The sequence below is a fragment of the Phytohabitans sp. LJ34 genome, assembly GCF_052068095.1.
Taxonomy (GTDB): Bacteria; Actinomycetota; Actinomycetes; order Mycobacteriales; family Micromonosporaceae; genus Phytohabitans.
The window spans coordinates 70,577-87,693 of the sequence record NZ_JBQHDG010000028.1 but is presented as its reverse complement, the minus strand read 5'-3'; the positions used below and the strand labels follow the sequence as shown (position 1 = coordinate 87,693).

Sequence of the window (17,117 nt, the reverse complement as noted above, 5' to 3'; positions counted from 1 at the left end):
ATGTCGGGACAGACTGTGCTTTTTCCTGCATACGCTCGTCGCCCCCGCCGCCAGCGTGGCTTCACCACGACCGTTCTGAAGAAACACGACGCTAGTCAGCGCGCGCGACCACCGAGAACCCCTACAGGCCCCTAACCTGCGCGGCCTTGACGGCTCATTCCCGCATCGCCACATAGGCTGTGTACGAGTTGGGGGAAAGCAACACTTCCACCTGGTGCGAGCGTGTCTCGTCCAGCACGCGGAAGGTGACCGCCACCTCGGGGTAGGCCGTGGTAAACCCGAGAAACGTGAAGTAGTGGTCGCTGTTGAGCGTCAGGCGGTAGGTGTGCCGATCAGACGTCGGCTGGTACCAATCCCTGACGCAGCCTTGACGATCGGTCTCGGCCTGCGCCAGGGGTATCCAAACTCCATCACCGACGCGTTCCAAGCGGACACGCACGCCGGCCGCCGGCTGGCCGTGCACGGCGTCCTGGGCTCTTACGGAAATGCTCACGTGGGACCCCACCGTCCGTCGGAATCCGCTGGCGACACCCGGGCTCATGGCATTCCGGGCGAAGGATGCGGATACGCTATCCGACAGCTCTATCGATCTGACATCGATCTACCGCTGGTGGATCGCACCGCCCGCTGAGTCGATGCGGTCATCGGCACCGCGCGGGCGTGCCCGCAGCCGGTCTCTCAGACGAGACCGCATCGGGTCCACGAGGCTGGCGTCGACCGCGGCGGCCAACGCGAAGGCATGCAGGAACGCCTCACGCGCGGAGGTCTTGTCACCGTCGGCCAGATGCGCCTCACCCAGCAACAGCAGCGTTCGAGCCTCGTGCAGCGGCATGCCCAACTCCCGCACCACGGCGTGGGCCTTCCGGAGCAGGTCGGTCGCGCGAGCCGGCTCGCGGCGCGCGAGTGCCAGGTCGCCGAGCCCCTTCAGGGCCAGCACCCGGATGAACCGCTGATCGCTCAGCTCGGCCAGCGTCAGCGCGGCGCTCAGCACATTGTCGGCCTCTTCCGGCTTGCCCAGCCCCAGGTGCGTGACGCCGAGTCCGTACAGCGCGGCCGCCTCCAGCAGCGGGTTGCCGATCTCCCGCGCGAGTTGCAGGGCGCGACGGAACTCGCTTAGGGCGGCGGTGTGTTTCCCGGTCATCAAGTAGGTGTGGCCCAGCCGGTGGGCGATCCTCGCCTCGGCGTAGCGCGAGTCGCCGTCACGGTTGAGCCGTTGCGCCTCGCCAAGCAGACGCATCGCCTCATCGGGCTGGTCTCGCTCGATGCAGAGCGCGGCCAGGTCGTGCAGCACGTGCGCCGCACCCGCGTTGTCGTGGATCCGGCGCAGCGTCGACAGGGCTTGGTCGCAGTGGCTCGCCGCGCCCTCCAGATGGCCGCACAGCCGGTCGATGTGGCCGATCTGGCTCAGCGCCCACGCACCGCCGCGGTCGTCGCTCAACTCGCGAAACAGGTGCAGCGACTCGATGAGTTCCTTCCGGGCTTCGGTGAACCGCTGGGTGGCCATGCTCAGCGCGCCCAGTGAGCAGAGGATCGCCGCCTGGCCCCGCCGGTCGCCGACCTGCCGCGCGGCGGCGAGCGCGACCTCGTGCGTCTCCCGCCAGTCACCGAAGTAGGACCGGGACTGGAAGAAGCCGGCGGTGCTGATCGCCAGGCCCCAACAGAGGTCGACGAGGCCCGCGCGGGCGGCCTGCGCGGTCGCGGCTACCAGCGTCCGGCGCTCCTGCTCGAACCACAGGCGGGGCGACTCGACGAGCTGCTCGACGAGCTCAGCAGGCACGTCATACGCGCCGTCGGGTACCAGTCCCGACGAGACGCCGTACACGCGGCGGTCGGCGGTGGCCGCGACGACCAGGAGGGTACGCAGGACGCGCGCGAGGACCTCGACGCGTTCGGTGTAGGAGTCTTCCACGGCGAGGCGTTCGCGAGCGAACACCCGCACCAGGTCGTGCATCCGGTATCGGCTCAGCGCGCGTCGGCCCGTGTCGACGGTCTCCACCAAGTGCGCGTCGGTCAGCTGGTCGAGCAGGTCGTACGCCTCCGCGAAGGGGCGGTCCAGAATCGCCGCCGCCATCCAGGCCGAGAAGCTGGGACGGTCGAGGATGGCCAGCTGGCGAAACAGCCGGCGGGCCGGCTCGCCGATGTTACGGTAGCTGAGCGACAGGCTCGCTCGTACCCCCATCTCGCCGTGGTTGAGCTCGTCGAGCCTGCGGGTGTCGCTCTCCAGGCGCTCCACGAGCAGCCCGATGCTCCAGTTGGGACGCGCCGACAGGCGGGCGCCGGCGATGCGCAGGGCCAGCGGCAGCCCGCCGCAGAGCTCCACGAGCTTTTCGGCCCCCGCCTGCTCCTTGGACACCCGTTCGGCACCGAGGATCCGGGTCAGCAGCTCGACCGAGGCGCGCGGGTCGAAGACGTCGAGCTCGACGCGCATAGCACCGGGGAGCGCGGCGAGGCGGCTGCCGCTGGTGACGACGACCGCGCACCCGGGATTTCCGGGCAGCAGCGGCAGCACCTGCCCCTCGCTGGCCGCGTTGTCCAGGACGAGGAGCACGCGCCGGGTGGCCAGCAGCGCGCGGAAGACCTCGGCCCGCTCCTCCTGTCCCTCCGGCAGCATTGTGCCGGGCACGCCGAGTACCCGCAGGAAACGCTCCAACACGGCGGACGGCGGCACCGGCGCCGAGTCGGTGCCGTGCAGGTCGGCGAACAGCTGGCCGTCGGGGAAGTGCTCGGCGATCCGGTGCCCGAGGTGGACGGCGAGCGCCGTCTTACCCACGCCGGACTTTCCCGACACGACCACGACCGGCACCGCGAAGTGGGTGGGCTGTGCCTCGCCGACCTGAAGGTGCCTCTCGATCGCCCCGATCGTCGCTGCCTGGTCGGTGAAGTCGGCGATATCGGTGGGCAGCATGCGTGGCGAGGCGATCGCCGGCGCGGCAGGCGCGGCGGCCGCCGTTCCGGCCCCCGCGGGCACGGCGAGGTCGTGGTCGCCGGTGAGGATCGCGTGCTCCAGCTGCTGCAACCGCTTCGGCGGCTCGATGCCGAGCTCCTCGATCAGGATGCGCCGGCCGTCCCGGTAGACCTGAAGCGCCTCCGCGTCGCGCCCGCACCGGTAAAGCGCGGTCATGAGCTGGCCGCGCAACCGCTCCCGCAACGGATGCGCCGCCACGAGCTCGGTGAGCTCGCCGATCAGCTCGCGGTGGCGCCCGAGATCCAGCTCGAGCTGTATGCAGTCCTCATTGGACATGACGCGGCACTCGGCGATCCGGCCGGCCGCGATGCGCACCGGCCGGCTTTCGATGCCGCTGAAAGCCTCTCCGCGCCACAGCGACAATGCCTTGCGGTAGAGGTTGACCGCCTCGTCCGCGCGGCCCTCGGTACGCGCGTGCCGTGCGGCCAGCACCAGATCCTCGAAGTGCTGGAAGTCGAGGGACTGTGCGGGCACGTTGATCGCGTATCCCTGCTGGTAGGTCGCGATGACGTCGAGCAAGCCGCGTGTGGCGAACGCCCGCCTCAGCGTCGACGTGCTGATCTGCACCTGGGCGCGGGCGGTGGCCGGTCGGTCGTCACCGTAGGCCGCGTCGACCAGTCGCTCGACGGATACGGTGCGGTTTGCGGAAAGCAGCAGCATCGCCAGCACCGTCTGCTGGCGCGCACCTCCGATGGGCACCGGCTGCTCGTTGACGCGGACCTCTAGCGGTCCCAGTATGCGGAACTCCACGTCACTCTTACCGCCGTTCCCCGGCTGCTGCGTCCCTTTTCGATTGTGAGGATTGCTCTTATCTCCGTGAATGACCGGCATCAAAAGGCCCCCGTGCCGTAAGACCGCCGTGATCAAAGGATTATGGACGCATCGTAGTACGCGCATCGCTCTATCTGGAACGGCGTGGTCGGCACTGTGTCCGCCGGTAGCGCTGCCATGACTTACCGTGCCGGGAGTACCGGCAGGATGTACGGACTTCTCGGCCCGAACGGTGAACGGCACTAATTAATGACAATCCGCATTCTGTCGGATCCGGGTGGTCCGGATGATGGGACATTTACGTTTCCTTGACGCGGCCGGGCCTTGACGCGTTCGATGTCCCTGGTTCCCACATTAGTTGACCGCTCGTGGCCAGCCCAGTGGCGTGTCCGGTAGTGGCCAATTCCAGCCACGGTGGTGTGTCGATGCCCGGGCAGCCTCATGCCCGGTCCGGGCCGGCGACTTTCCTTCGCCCCGACGCTAGAAATGACGACAACGGTGGATCGCGAGGGTCGCCGCCATGGTGTCCGTAGGGGGGCGGTCGTGACGAGCCGAGTCGCAGGCGGATCGGGCGGGATGGTGACTGAAGAGTCAGCCGGCCACGTCCAGCGCTGGCGCGAGGAGCACGGCCCCTCGACGATGCCGTCCTGGACCGAGTCCGGCATCCCGGTGGCCGCGCTGTACGGCCCCGAAGACGCCGCCGCTGACTACGGAACCCACCTGGGCGTTCCGGGCAGCCCACCGTACACACGCGGGGTCTACCCGACGATGTACTCCGGACGCGCGTGGTCGATCCGTCCGCTCGCCGGGTTCGGAACGGTCGAGGACACCAACCGCCGCCTGCGCCTGCTGCTGGACGAGGGCGCGACCGCCATCAACACGGTCTTCGACTACCCGACCAACCGGGGGTACGACAGCGACGACGAATGGGCCCGCGCCGACGCCGGGCTCGGCGGCGTCGCGGTGGACAGCATCGACGACATGGTCGACTTGTACGCGGGCGTGCCACTGGACGAGGTGAGCGTCTCCCTCGTGCTGTCCCACCCGGTCGCGGCGGGGGCGATCCTCGCCATGTACCTGGCCGCCGCGAAGCGCCGCGGGATCGACCCGGCCACACTGTCGGGCACGCTACAGAACGACTTCATGATGGAGACGGTCGTCCTGACCGCGCCGAGCGTCCTCGAACCCGAGTTCGCCTTCCGGCTGTCCATGGACGTCACCGAGTACTGCACCCGGCACCTGCCGCGCTGGCACCCGGTGAGCTTCACCGGATACAACTACCGCGAGGCCGGTGCCGACGCCGTACTCGAGGTGGCACTGGTGGTCGCGAACGCGGTCGCGACGATCGAGGAGATGCGGGCGCGGGGCCTGCCGGTCGACCCGGTGGCCCGCCGGCTCTCGGCCTTCTTCACCTCCGGCAGCGATCTGTTCGAGGAGGTGGCCAAATACCGCGCGGCGCGGCGGGTCTACCACGATGTGCTGACCGACCGGTTCCATCCGAGCGACGAGCGCAGCACCCGGCTCCGCTTTCACGTGCAGACCTCGGGTTCGGCGCTCACCGCCGCGCAGCCACTCAACAACGTCGCCCGAGCCGCCCTGCACGGTCTTGCCGCGGTCCTCGGCGGCGCACAGTCGCTGCACATCAGCGCGTTCGACGAGGCACTGTGCGTACCGTCGGAGACCGCCGCCCTGACCGCCCTGCGTACCCAGCAGATCCTGCTCGCCGAAACCGGAGTCACCCGGTCCATCGATCCACTCGCCGGCTCGTACCTCGTCGAACACCTGACCGACCAGGTCGACAGCCGGGTGCGCGAGACCCTGGCGACCGTCGACGAGATGGGCGGCCTGGTGCAGGCGGTGAACACGGGCTGGGTACACGCCCGGATCCTGGACACCGCGTGCCAGGCGACCGCCGACATCGACGAAGGCCGCCGCCCGGTGGTGGGTGTCAACGTCTCGGCGCACCAGGCACCCACCACTGTGGAGACCTTTGACGTGCCGGAGACCCTGCCCCGGCAACGCGAGCGGTTGGCCCGGGTGCGCTCCCACCGCGACAGCGACGCTGTTTCTGACGCGCTGCGCCACCTGGATCAGTGTGTGGTCAACGGTTCCAACACGATGCCGGCGCTGATCGCGGCGGCGGAGGTCGGCGCCACGCTCGGCCAGTGCTGCGACGTTTTCCGCCACCGCCACGGGGGCTGGCGCCAACCCTTGCGATGAGGTGAGACCGATGCCAATCCGAGTTGCCATCTTCAAGCCCGGCCTCGACTCGCACTACCGGGGTGCCATGACGGTCACCCGGCACCTGGCCTCTCGCGGGATGGAGGTGGTGTACCTCGGAAACCAGCTCCCGGCAGGTGCGGCCCGGGCCGCGCTGCAAGAGGACGTCGACGTGCTCGGCATCTCCAGCCTCTCCGGTAACCATCGCGAGACCGTGCCGGCCGTGATCGCCGAGCTGCGCGCGCAGGGCGGCGAGGACATCGTCGTCGTGCTCGGCGGGATCATCCCCGACATCGACCGGCCGCTGATGTTCGACGCCGGCGTACAGCGCATCTTCGGCCCCGGCACGCCGCTGGCGCATATCGCCGAGGAAATCGCGCTGCTGGTCGGGGAGCGCGACGCGGCCGAGGCGTCGGTGCCGATCGGGTCGCCGTCGTGACCTCCACGATCGCCGGACCACCGGCGACACGTACCCGCCCATTGGCTGAGCACGCGGTCGACGACAGGTTCCTGGTTTCCGAGGGACGCATTTTCCTCACCGGCGTGCAGGCGCTCGCCCGCGTCGTGCTCGACCAGATGCGTGCCGACCGCCGGGCCGGGCTGCGTACGGCCGCGCTGGTGTCCGGCTACCAGGGATCGCCGATCGCCGGGTTCGGGCAGCAGATCGACGCCGCTACGCGGCTGGAACCCGGCCTGCCGGTGGTGCACCAGCCGGGCCAGAACGAGGAGCTGGGCGCCACGGCGGTATGGGGCAGCCAGCTCGTCGGCCAACTGCCCCGGCCGCGCTACCAGGGCGTGCTGGGCGTCTGGTACGGCAAGGCACCCGGCCTTGACCGCGCCGCCGACGCGCTGCGCCACGGCAACGCGTGCGGCGCCGACCCCACCGGCGGCCTGCTGGCGCTGTGCGGTGACGACCCGCAGTGCAAGTCCTCGACACTGCCGTCGGCGAGCGAGAGCATGCTGGCCACGCTGGGCATGCCCGTGCTGTACCCGGCGAACGTCCAGGAAATCCTCGACTTCGGCCTGCACGCCATTGCCGAGTCGCGCGCCAGCGGACTGTGGGTGGCGCTGAAGCTCGTCGCCAACGTCGCCGACTCCAACGGCACCGCCGACGTCGCGCCGCACCGGATCCGGCCGGTGCTTCCGGTCGTCGAGTACGGCGGCCGGCCGTACCGGCACACTCCGTCGGGCGTCCTGCTCGCCCCGAAGTCGCTGGAGATCGAGGCGACGATGCGCGGTCCGCGCCTGGCCGCGGCTAAGGCGTACAGCCGTGAAAACCACCTCGACCAGGTGAGCGGAGCCACCACCGACGCGTGGATCGGCATCGCCGCCGCCGGCCCGGTGTACTTCGACGTCCTGGAAGCGTTGCGCCGCTTGGGCTTGCCCGAGTCCGAACTGGAGCGACGCGGGATTCGGCTGGTCAAGCTGGCCCAGATCTGGCCGCTCGACGACGAGGTCGTCACCCGGTTCGCCCGCGGGCTGGAGGAGATACTGGTCGTCGAGGAAAAGGCCGAGTTCGTCGAGACGGGCATCAAGAACGCGCTCTACGCGCAGGCCCGGCACCCACTGGTGACCGGCAAGCGCGACGAGCGGGGCGAGCCGCTCGTCCCCCACGCCGGGACGCTCGACGTCGACCTGATCGCCACCGCGCTCGCCAGGCGGCTGCACCGCCTCGGCGTCCAGGCCGCCCGGCCGCGGCCCACCCCGCTGACGCTGTTGCCCGCCGGTCCGCGCCGCACCGCCGCGTACTGCTCGGGCTGCCCGCACAGCCAGTCGACCGCCGCACCGGACGGCGCCGTCGTCGGTGTCGGCATCGGTTGCCACACCATGGTGATCCTCAACCCGGCCGGTCGCGGTGAGCTCGCCGGGCTCACCCAGATGGGCGGCGAGGGCGCGCAGTGGATCGGCCAGGCACCGTTCACCGACACCCCGCACATCTTCCAGAACCTCGGCGACGGCACATATGTCCACTCCGGATCCTTGGCCATCCGCGCAGCCATTGCCGCCGGTGTCAACATCACGTTCAAGCTGCTGTTCAACGGCGCCGTCGCGATGACCGGTGGGCAGAGCCTACAGCCGGCGCTGGGAATCGCGGGGCTGACGCGGCAGCTGGAGGCCGAAGGCGTGCGCCGGGTCATCGTCACCACCGACGAGCCCGGCAGGTACGACCGGACGCCGCTGTCCCCGATCGCCACGGTCCGCGATCGCTCCGAACTGCTCGCCGCACAGAAGGAGCTGGCCACGGTGCCCGGCGTCACGGTCCTGGTGCACGACCAGCAGTGCGCGGCCGAACGACATCGCATGCGCAAACGCGGCCGGTTGCCTACCCCGGCGCGGCGGGTGGTCATCAATCAGCGGGTATGCGAGGGCTGCGGCGACTGTGGCCGAAAGTCCGGCTGCCTGTCGGTGCGACCGGTCGAGACCGAGTACGGCCGCAAGACGGCCATCCATCAATCGTCGTGCAACCACGACCACACCTGCGTCGACGGTGACTGTCCGTCGTTCGTGTCGGTGTGGCCCGATCCCCGGCGCCGGACGACCGCGACCCCGCCGCCGAGCGACCTGCCCGCCCCGGCGACGCGAGTCGGCGAGGACGTCACGGTCCGCCTTATCGGCGTCGGCGGCACCGGACTCGTGACCGTATCCCAGATTCTCGGCGTCGCGGCATTCCTCGACGGGAAGCACGTGCGCGGCCTCGACCAGACCGGCCTCGCCCAGAAGGGCGGTCCGGTCGTGTCCGACGTACGCGTCTTCGGCCAGCGGCCGGCACACGCCAACCGCGCGGCCAGCTCGACCGCCGACGTATACCTGGGACTCGACCTGCTCGGCGCCGCCAACCCGCAGAACCTGGCCACCGCCCGGCCGGGTGAGACGGTCGCGGTCGTGTCGACCAGCCAGATCCCCACCGCCTCGATGGTGCTCGACCCGGCGCAGCGGTTCGGCGGCGTCGCCGAGTACCGCACCTTCATCGACTCACACACCAGGCGCGAGCACAACGTGTACCTGGACGCACAGGACATCGCCGAACGGCTGTGCGGCGACGCGATCGCCGCCAACACCGTCATGCTCGGCGCGGCCTGGCAACACGGAGCACTCCCCATCTCGCTGCCCGCCATGGAGCAGGCGATCCGGATGAACGGCGTCGAGGTGGAGCGCACCCTGGCCGCCTTCCGGTGGGGCAGATGCGCCGTCGCCTCACCGGAACTGCTGGACCGGCGCGGTCGAGGCGAGCCCGATACGCCACCGTCCGCGGACGCCGCGATGGCGGTCGCTCGCGCGTTCGGTTCCCGCCTGGCGGCCGGCGGCGAGCTCCACCGGTTGCTCACGGCACGTGCCAGCGATCTCGTCGCATACCAGAACGCCCGGTACGCGCAGGAGTACGTGGCTTTCGTCGCCCGCGCGTACGATCGCGAACATGCGACCGTGCCGGGCGCCACCGACGTGACCACCGCCGTGGCACGCAACCTGTACAAGCTCATGGCCTACAAGGACGAGTACGAAGTCGCGCGGCTCAGCGTCGATCCGGCCTTCGTCGAGCGGGTGCGTGGCGAGTTCGGCCGCCGTGCCCGTGTTGCCTACCACCTGCACCCGCCGATCCTTCGCGCGCTCGGGCTGCGCGGGAAACTCACCCTTGGACCCTGGTTCCGTCCGGTCCTGCGGGTCTTGGCGGCGATGCGCAGGCTGCGCGGCACCGCGCTCGACCCGTTCGGGCGTACGGAGGTGCGGCGCCTCGAGCGGCAGCTCGTAGTCGGGTACCGCGAGTGCCTGCTGTACGCGCTGGATCGCCTGCGCCCTGACAACCATTCGCTGGTGGTCGAGCTTGCGGACGCGCCCGATGAGGTCCGCGGATACGAACAGCTCAAGCTGGCCAGCGCCGCCGGGTACCGCGACCGGGTCCAGCGCCTGTTGGCGAGGCTGGAGCGTTCCACCGCCGAGTAGCTGGCCATCACCCCGTCGCCGACTAGTGAGGAGAAAACGTGCCCGTTGCCCCGATCCCCGCGAACGAGCTGCTCATCTTCCTGCTTCAGGTCGGCCTGCTCCTGCTGCTCGCCTCGTCGTTCGGGCGGCTGGCCACCCGGCTCGGCCTGCCCGCCGTCGTCGGAGAGCTCTCCGTCGGCGTACTTCTCGGGCCATCGGTCCTCGCCCACCTCGCGCCGTCCCTGTCGAGCTGGCTGTTTCCCGCGCGCGTCGAGCAGTTCCACCTGCTCGACGCGGTCGGCCAGATCGGCGTGCTACTGCTCGTCGGCATCACCGGCATACACATGGACATGGGTATGGTCCGCCGGCGAGGTGCGGCCGCGGCCGGGATCAGCATCGGCGGTCTGGTCGTACCGCTCGGCTTCGGCATCGCCGTCGGCCTCGCGCTCAGCGGGTCGCTGATGCCCGCGGACACCGATCCGGTGGTGTTCGCCTTGTTCATGGGCGTCGCGATGTGCGTCAGCGCGATCCCGGTGATCGCCAAGATCCTGATGGACATGCGGATGCTGCACCGCAACATCGGCCAGCTCGTACTGACGGCCGGAATGGTGGACGACGCCTTCGGCTGGGTGATGCTCTCGATCGTGTCGGCCCTGGCCACCACCGGCCTGCAAACCGGCAACGTGGTCACCTCGGTCGCGAGCATGTTCGCCGTGGTCCTGGCCGCGTTCACTGTCGGCCGGCCGCTGGCCCGCGCCGGTTTCCGATTCGCCGCCCGCACGGCGGATTCCGGACCTACGGTCGCGATCGCCGCGACGATGATCCTGCTGGGTGGCGTCGGCACCCACGCCCTTGGTCTGGAGGCGGTGTTCGGGGCGTTCGTCTGTGGCATCCTGATCGGGTCGGCGATCGGTCCCGGCCGCCCCCACCTGGCGCCGCTGCGGACCGTGGTCGTATCGGTGCTCGCGCCGATCTTCTTCGCCACCGCCGGGCTGCGGATGGATCTGACGTCGCTGGGCGAGCCGGATGTGCTTGTGGCGGGGCTGCTTCTCGTGGTGGTCGCGATCCTGGGCAAGTTCGCCGGCGCCTACCTGGGCGCCCGGATCAGCCGCCTCAACCATTGGGAGGGGTTGGCGCTCGGCGCCGGCCTCAACGCCCGGGGTGTCATCGGCGTGGTTGTGGCCATGGTCGGCCTACAACTGGGCATCCTTTCGGTGCAGGCGTACACGATCGTGGTCCTGGTCGCTATCGTCACCTCGCTGATGGCACCGCCGATTCTGCGTCTGACGATGGCCCGCATCGAGCAGACCGCGGAGGAGGAGCTGCGAGAGAACAGCTATCTCCAGGACGCCGCCCCCGCGCGTGTGGCCGATTCACCGACGCAGGTCTGACCCGTGACCGCTTTCCGAGCGCGGGACGTCGCACCCCGCGCGACCTTTGCCGGCATCGAACGCCAAGCGCTGTGCGACCTCCTGGACGAGGTGGGGCCGGCGGTGCCCACCCTGTGCACCGGGTGGAACGCCGCCGACCTCACCGCCCACCTGGTGTTGAGGGAGCGGCGTCCGGAGGCTTCTATCGGCATCCTGGCAAAGCGGTTCGGTGGGTACACCGAGCGGGTGCGCCAGCGCATCCTGGCACGGCACGAGTACTCCCGTCTTGTCGACCTGGTGCGCACCGCGCCGCCGCGGTGGGCGCCGCACCGGTTCGTCCCGCGGCTGGACGCGGCGATGAACACGGTGGAGTTCTTCGTCCACAGCGAGGACGTGCGCCGGGCGCAGCGGGGCTGGCGGGCCCGTCCGATCAGCCATGAGTACGAGGCGGAGCTGTGGAGGAGGCTGTCCGGGGGAGCCCGGTTTCTGCTGCGGTCCGCCCCGGTGACCGTCGTCCTGGCCAGCCCGGCCGGGCGGCTACGCGGCGGGTCGGTCCGTGCCGGCACCACCGTCACCGTGCACGGGCCGCCGTCGGAGCTGCTGCTGTTCGCATGCGGTCGGCAGAGCCACGCCGACGTCGAGTTCGAGGGCCCGGAGTGGGCTGCCGCCGCCGTGCGGGACGCCCGGTTCGGCATCTGAACGCCGCGCCGGCTTCAAGCCAGTGCTTTCAGGCCGGCGGGCAGGTCGGACCGGCGGGTCACGTCGAGCTTGCGGTATGCCCGCGTCAGGTGCTGTTCCACGGTGCTCACCGTGATCCACAACTTCTCGGCGATCTCGCGGTTGCTGTAGCCCAGCGCCGCGAGAACGGCCACGCGGCGCTCGGCGTCGCTGAGCGTGGCAGCGTGTCGCGCCACGTCGGCATCGTGGGTGGCGGGCGGCGTGGGAAGTGGCGTGATCACCTGTGCCTCGGCCGATTCCGGCGTCACCACCCGGGCGCGACGGGCGATAGTCGCCGCGCGGCGGTACTCGCCGAGCGCACGGTACGCCTGGGCGAGGTCGTGTAGGGCCTGGGCCATCTCGTACCGATCGCCACCGGCTTGCGACAGGTCGGTGGCGCGGTGCAAGAGGACGGGACGCTGATGCGGTTCGCGGGTCGCGGCCAGCAGGCGAAGGGTACGGCCCTCCGCACGCGGCGACGCCGGACCGCAGCGCGTCAGCTGGGCCTCGAGAAGCGGGCGCGCATCCTCCGGCCTACCCATCCGCAGGTACGCCTCGGCGGCATCGGCCCGCCACGGCACGAACGCCGGCATGTCCATCCGCCACTGGCCCATCAGCTCGCCGCAGAGCCGGAAGTCACGCAGCGCCAGCGGCCCGTTGCCGGTCGCCAGGCTGTGCCGGCCTCGGGCGTGCAGGTACTGAAGGCCGAACCTGGTCTCGAACATGGCCTCCGGTACCGGCAGCCCAAGCTGGTCGGCGGCGGCCTCGTGCTGTCCTGTCGCGGTGTAGGCAACGATCAGCGTGCTGAGCGGTTCGGCGATCGCGACGCCCCACCCGGCCGGGGGGACCAAGGCCAGCGCGGTCCGGGCCTGGCGCTCGGCGGTAGCCATGTCGCCGCGGCGCACGGCGATCTCGCTACGGATCCCGGCCAGCCGGGCGCTCCAGTTGGGCGCGCGCTCCGCGTCGACCATGGCGGTGACGGCCTCCCACCAGGCCTGGGCCTGTTCCAGGCGGTCGCCGTAGGTGAGCGAATGCAGCGTCCACACGATCGCGTCGAAGGAGATGACGTCCGGGCGGCAGCCGCGCAGGATCTGGTCAGCGCGTGCGGTGAGGTCACTCCGGTCACCGCCGGTCAGGACGTCTGCGAGCAGCTTCGCCGCGTCCAGCCGCCGTAGGGCCGCGACCGATGTGGTCGCCCGGTTGTCCTGGCCGGCCGGCAGCTCGTGCAGCCTGGGGGAGACCTCGAGCGGGTGGGTGCAGCGCATCCAGTCGCGCAGCACGACGACCTCGTGCGCCGTGCACTCGTGCTCGACCTCCGACCGGAGGACCGTGTCGAGCACCTTGCGGGCCTGGTCCGACTGGCCGTGCCAGAGCAGCGCGCGCACGAGGGCGACGGCGTATCCACCGGTCATGACGCCGCGTCGGGCCGCCTCGGCGAGCTCGTCGAGGCGGTCGACGGCGACGGCAGGGTTCAGACACCATTCCGCCCGTACCAGCTTGATGGTGATCTCGTTGCGGCGCCGGTCGTCGGCACAGCCGGAGAGCGCCTGGCGCAGGTACGCGATCGCCCGGTCGGCCCGGCCCTCGCACAGCGCGTGAGCGGCGGCGTCCTCCAGCACCGTCATGCCCCATCCGGGGGTTTCCCGGCCGGCGTGCGTCAGGTGCTCGGCGACGACGCCGGTCGACATGCCCCGCCGGTGCGTGACCTCGGCGGCGGCTCGGTGCAGGTCCCCGCACTCTTCGGCGCTCATGTCCCCTAGCACGGCACCGCGCGCGGCCTCGGCGCGAAAGGTCCCGCCGGCGGTGACGCCCGCGGCCGCCAGGGCGTGCAGGCTGCGGGCCAGTTGGTCGCCACGAAGATCGACCAGGTCGCCGAGCCCGTCCTCGCCGCCCAGGACTGCCAGACCGCGGGCCACCTTGATCACCTGCTCGCCGCCGCGATGCACGCAGGAGAGGACGGCCTGCCCGTACCTGGCGGCGGCGATCGCCACCGCGGCGGCCGACCGGTCATCGTCCGTAGCCCGAAGGCGGTCCCGGTGATCCTCGGCCAGTGCGGCGACGAGCAGCGGATTGCCGCCGCTGAGCCGCAACCAGGGCAGGTGCAGCCGTTCGCCGGCCTCGCGCCCAGCGAGGTCGCACGCCAGGTCACGCACGCCCTTTTTCGACAGCGGCGCGAGGTGCACGGTGTGGCAGTCCGACTGCCGGGCCAGGTCGGCGGCGACGCCGTGCTCGGCATACCCGCCCCGGTCCGTGTGGCTGACGACTAGGGCGATACGAGCGAAATGGACCCGACGCGCCAGAAACAGCAACGCGCGGCGGGACTCCGCATCGGTGTGCTCGACGTCGTCGACGCTGATCAGCAGGGGCTGGTCGGCGGACAACTCCAGCAGCGCGGTACACATCGCGTCGAGCGCCGGTAGGTCGACCCGCACCGCGGACCGCGAGACGGGCCGAAGGTCGGCAGCGCCGCCAGGCACGGCCAGCGCCAGCGAGGCGACCGATGCCCGTTCGTCACGTCCGACAGCGACGGCCCGGACCAGCTGGGAGAGTACGCCCGAGGGCAACTCCCGCTCGGCGGGTGCGGCGGTCGCGGAGACCACGACGGCACCCAGTTCCTCCCCGCGTCGGTGGAACGCGTGCAGCAACGCGCTCTTGCCGAGGGCGGTCGCGCCCTTCACCACAATGACGCCGCCCTGCCCCGACGATGCCCCCCGCATCACTTGGTCGAACAGCCGTAGTGCATCTTGTCGATCGATGAGGTTCACAATCAGCCTCCCCGGTGGCTGAAGGTGTGGTAGACCGTGCCGACCCTATGACTGTCATCATTCGAGGCGCTATTCGTCGCTTATCCGCTGACCGTGCGGCGCCGTCCGTAGGACCCCGTCGCCGGTCGTGACCAGGGAAATACGCCCTGTTGTAAATTTGGCGTGTCGGATTCGCGTGTTTGGCTCATGTCTCGTAAGGCGTGGCCCTCAGAATATAATGGATCTTTCCGGCTACAACCGGCGAGCCGGGCAGAGTCGGACAAAGAGTGCGCGACCGATGGGCACGCGGATCTTCCGATCTTGCTGGTGTCGAGGCCGGACCTTAGGGGACAAAGGGTCCTCATCAGAGAAGAACATGGTTTGACGGTTCAATTCCGGGCCCGTGCGATGCGTATTGCTTTGGGACGTCGAGCCTATCGTGCAGATTACCCGAGCCGGATGCATCTCAGCCCGTCGGGTCAGTTGGCTCGACCGGATCAAGACACCGTCGCCACTGGCATGAAGAGACCACTTCCGAGCAGCGAAGAAGCGCGCAAAAAATAGCTACCAACGGCGGCTGTTGCTCATCCCCGGCAGGATGCAAACCGCCGCGCGGATATGTCTCTAATACTTTCGAGGAAATAGTCGCATTTCGCCGAAAGCTCCACCGGCGTCTTGAGCCCTTAATCGAGTTGCTTACCCGGATCCGATCCCCGGTCCGAGCCCGCCGCGGACCGCAATGCCGATCCGCATCATGCGTGCCCACGCTCGCGCCGAGCGTGCGGCCGATCGATCGCTCTTGAAGTAGGGAGGTGACCTCGATGAAGAAGCTTTCCGTCCGCCGGCTCGAGCCGGTGAAGACCAGTGCCGCTGCGGCTTGCCCCGCGGAGGCGTAACAGGTCGACCGAAGGTCTGCGGGGGTCGGGGATTTCGCCCGGCCCCCGCACGATCGCCGCCACGGGGGCACGAAGAAGGAAATGGCGCAGGGGGAGAGAAGATGGCCGGGTATACACCTGACTCGCTCGTGACCGTTCGTCCGTTCAACCATCGGACCGAAGGCGACACGGTCATCCTCGGGGACGTCGATCGTCACGTGTTCGTGGCCATCCCGGCCGAGGGACTGGACATCGTCGAAGCGCTGGCCGACGGCAAGACGGTCGGCCAGGCGGCTCGCCTGTACGAAGAGAAGTACCACGAGACCGCCGACATCGAGGACTTCCTCGACGCCCTCGAAAAGGAAGGCTTCATCGGCGAAGCGTCGGCCGTGGCGGCCGGCAAGACCCCGGAGGTCCGGCAGGCCCACTGGCGCTGGCGGTTCGAATGGCTCTCCCCACGGGCCGCGCAGCGGCTGGTGAGCTGGCCGGTGCTGGTAGCGAGCGGCCTGCTCGTCGCGGTGAGCGTAGCCATGGTCGTCGACGACCCGAGCGTGCTCCCCAAGGCCGGCAACGCGCTGCTCTTTCCGCAGCATTTCGCGGCGCTGACCTGGGCCTGGATCTTCTTCGCCATGCTCGGCCTGTTTCTGCACGAACTGGGCCACCTGGTCGCCGCCCGGGCATCCGGTGTACCCGCGGGCATCGGCGTCGGCAACCAACTCTGGGTGCTGGTGGCGCAGACCGACATGACCGCCATCTGGATGAAGCCGAGGCGCCAGCGCTATCTGGCCTTCGCGATCGGCATGGGAGTGGACGCTGTCCTGGCCGCCCTTCTGGTGGTCTTCATCTGGTCCGCCCATCGCGGCTGGATCAGCGCGCCCGAGTGGGCGGTCCTCCTGGCGACCGCTGTACTCCTCACCCCACTGGCGCGCATCATCTGGCAGTTCTTCTTCTTCCTGCGCACCGACATCTACTACATCATCGCCACGGCCTTCCACTGCAAGAACCTGATGGGCGACACCGACGACTACCTGCGCAACCGGTGGGCCCGGCTGCGCGGGTCCGGGCACCAGGTCGACCAGTCCGGGATCCCCGCCCGCGAGATGCGGATCATCCGGCGGTACGCGCTGCTCTGGTTCTTCGGACGGGTCGTGTCGATCGCGTCCTACGTGCTCATCCTGCTGCCCGTCATGTGGGGCTACGCCTACCAGTTCATCCTGTTGCTGACCGGCAAAGAGACGCAGTTCAGCTCCTTCGACTTCGCCACGGTCGGCATCCTCGTCCTGCTCATCAACGGCGGCGGTCTGATGATGTGGCTGCGCGGCATGTACCGCGGCGGGCGAGCGCGGCACCGCCAGGACCGCGCGCGGCGCGCCGACGAGGCGACGCAGGCCCCCGAGCCGGCAGGCGTCGCCTAGCGATCCGCCACCGCCACGTACGCACGTGCGAGCGCGCCGTCGCCCCTCGGCCGGCCAGACCGGAACGAGGATCGCGACGGCGCGCCGCGCTTGGCATGAACTGGCCACTTACGCGCTGGACA

The 17,117-nt window shown here is 69.8% G+C and carries 9 protein-coding genes; 6 read left to right on the top strand and 3 right to left on the bottom strand.

Features of this window, described 5'->3' with window-relative positions; translation table 11 throughout:
• Positions 1–154: 154 nt before the first annotated feature.
• Both ACTMTJ_RS38565 and ACTMTJ_RS38560 read right to left on the bottom strand, forming a co-directional pair.
• Complete coding sequence (locus tag ACTMTJ_RS38565; protein ID WP_441223692.1) at positions 155–493, bottom strand: hydroxyisourate hydrolase; 339 nt, start codon at positions 491–493, stop codon at positions 155–157.
• 108 nt (positions 494–601) lie between these two features.
• A complete protein-coding gene (locus ACTMTJ_RS38560; protein WP_441223691.1) occupies positions 602–3,664 on the bottom strand; it encodes an AfsR/SARP family transcriptional regulator in 3,063 nt (1,020 codons plus the stop codon).
• A 651-nt stretch (positions 3,665–4,315) separates the two neighbouring features.
• Between ACTMTJ_RS38560 and ACTMTJ_RS38555 the strand changes: the two genes are divergently transcribed.
• From ACTMTJ_RS38555 to ACTMTJ_RS38535, 5 genes are read left to right on the top strand one after another with little or no spacing between them, the layout of a single operon-like run.
• Positions 4,316–5,956: an acyl-CoA mutase large subunit family protein gene (locus ACTMTJ_RS38555; protein ID WP_441223690.1), complete on the top strand. Its 1,641-nt coding sequence runs from the start codon at positions 4,316–4,318 to the stop codon at positions 5,954–5,956.
• A 10-nt stretch (positions 5,957–5,966) separates the two neighbouring features.
• A complete protein-coding gene (locus ACTMTJ_RS38550; RefSeq protein WP_441223689.1) occupies positions 5,967–6,395 on the top strand; it encodes a cobalamin B12-binding domain-containing protein in 429 nt (142 codons plus the stop codon).
• Positions 6,392–9,895, top strand: coding sequence for an indolepyruvate ferredoxin oxidoreductase family protein (locus ACTMTJ_RS38545; RefSeq protein ID WP_441223688.1), 3,504 nt, complete (start codon positions 6,392–6,394; stop codon positions 9,893–9,895). Before ACTMTJ_RS38550 ends, ACTMTJ_RS38545 begins: the two co-directional genes overlap by 4 nt.
• A 38-nt stretch (positions 9,896–9,933) precedes the next feature.
• Positions 9,934–11,265, top strand: coding sequence for a cation:proton antiporter (locus tag ACTMTJ_RS38540; RefSeq protein WP_441223687.1), 1,332 nt, complete (start codon positions 9,934–9,936; stop codon positions 11,263–11,265).
• Positions 11,266–11,268: 3 nt separating this feature from the next.
• Positions 11,269–11,943: a TIGR03085 family metal-binding protein gene (locus ACTMTJ_RS38535; RefSeq protein WP_441223686.1), complete on the top strand. Its 675-nt coding sequence runs from the start codon at positions 11,269–11,271 to the stop codon at positions 11,941–11,943.
• A gap of 14 nt (positions 11,944–11,957) precedes the next feature.
• Here the strand turns inward: ACTMTJ_RS38535 and ACTMTJ_RS38530 are convergent, their stop codons facing one another.
• On the bottom strand, positions 11,958–14,726 hold the full coding sequence (locus ACTMTJ_RS38530; protein ID WP_441223685.1) for an AAA family ATPase: 2,769 nt from the start codon (positions 14,724–14,726) through the stop codon (positions 11,958–11,960).
• A gap of 1,003 nt (positions 14,727–15,729) precedes the next feature.
• On the opposite strand from ACTMTJ_RS38530, the gene ACTMTJ_RS38525 reads away from it, so the two are divergent.
• Entirely contained in the window at positions 15,730–16,995 is a 1,266-nt protein-coding gene (locus tag ACTMTJ_RS38525) for a hypothetical protein (RefSeq protein WP_441223684.1), read from the top strand.
• Positions 16,996–17,117: the final 122 nt, after the last annotated feature.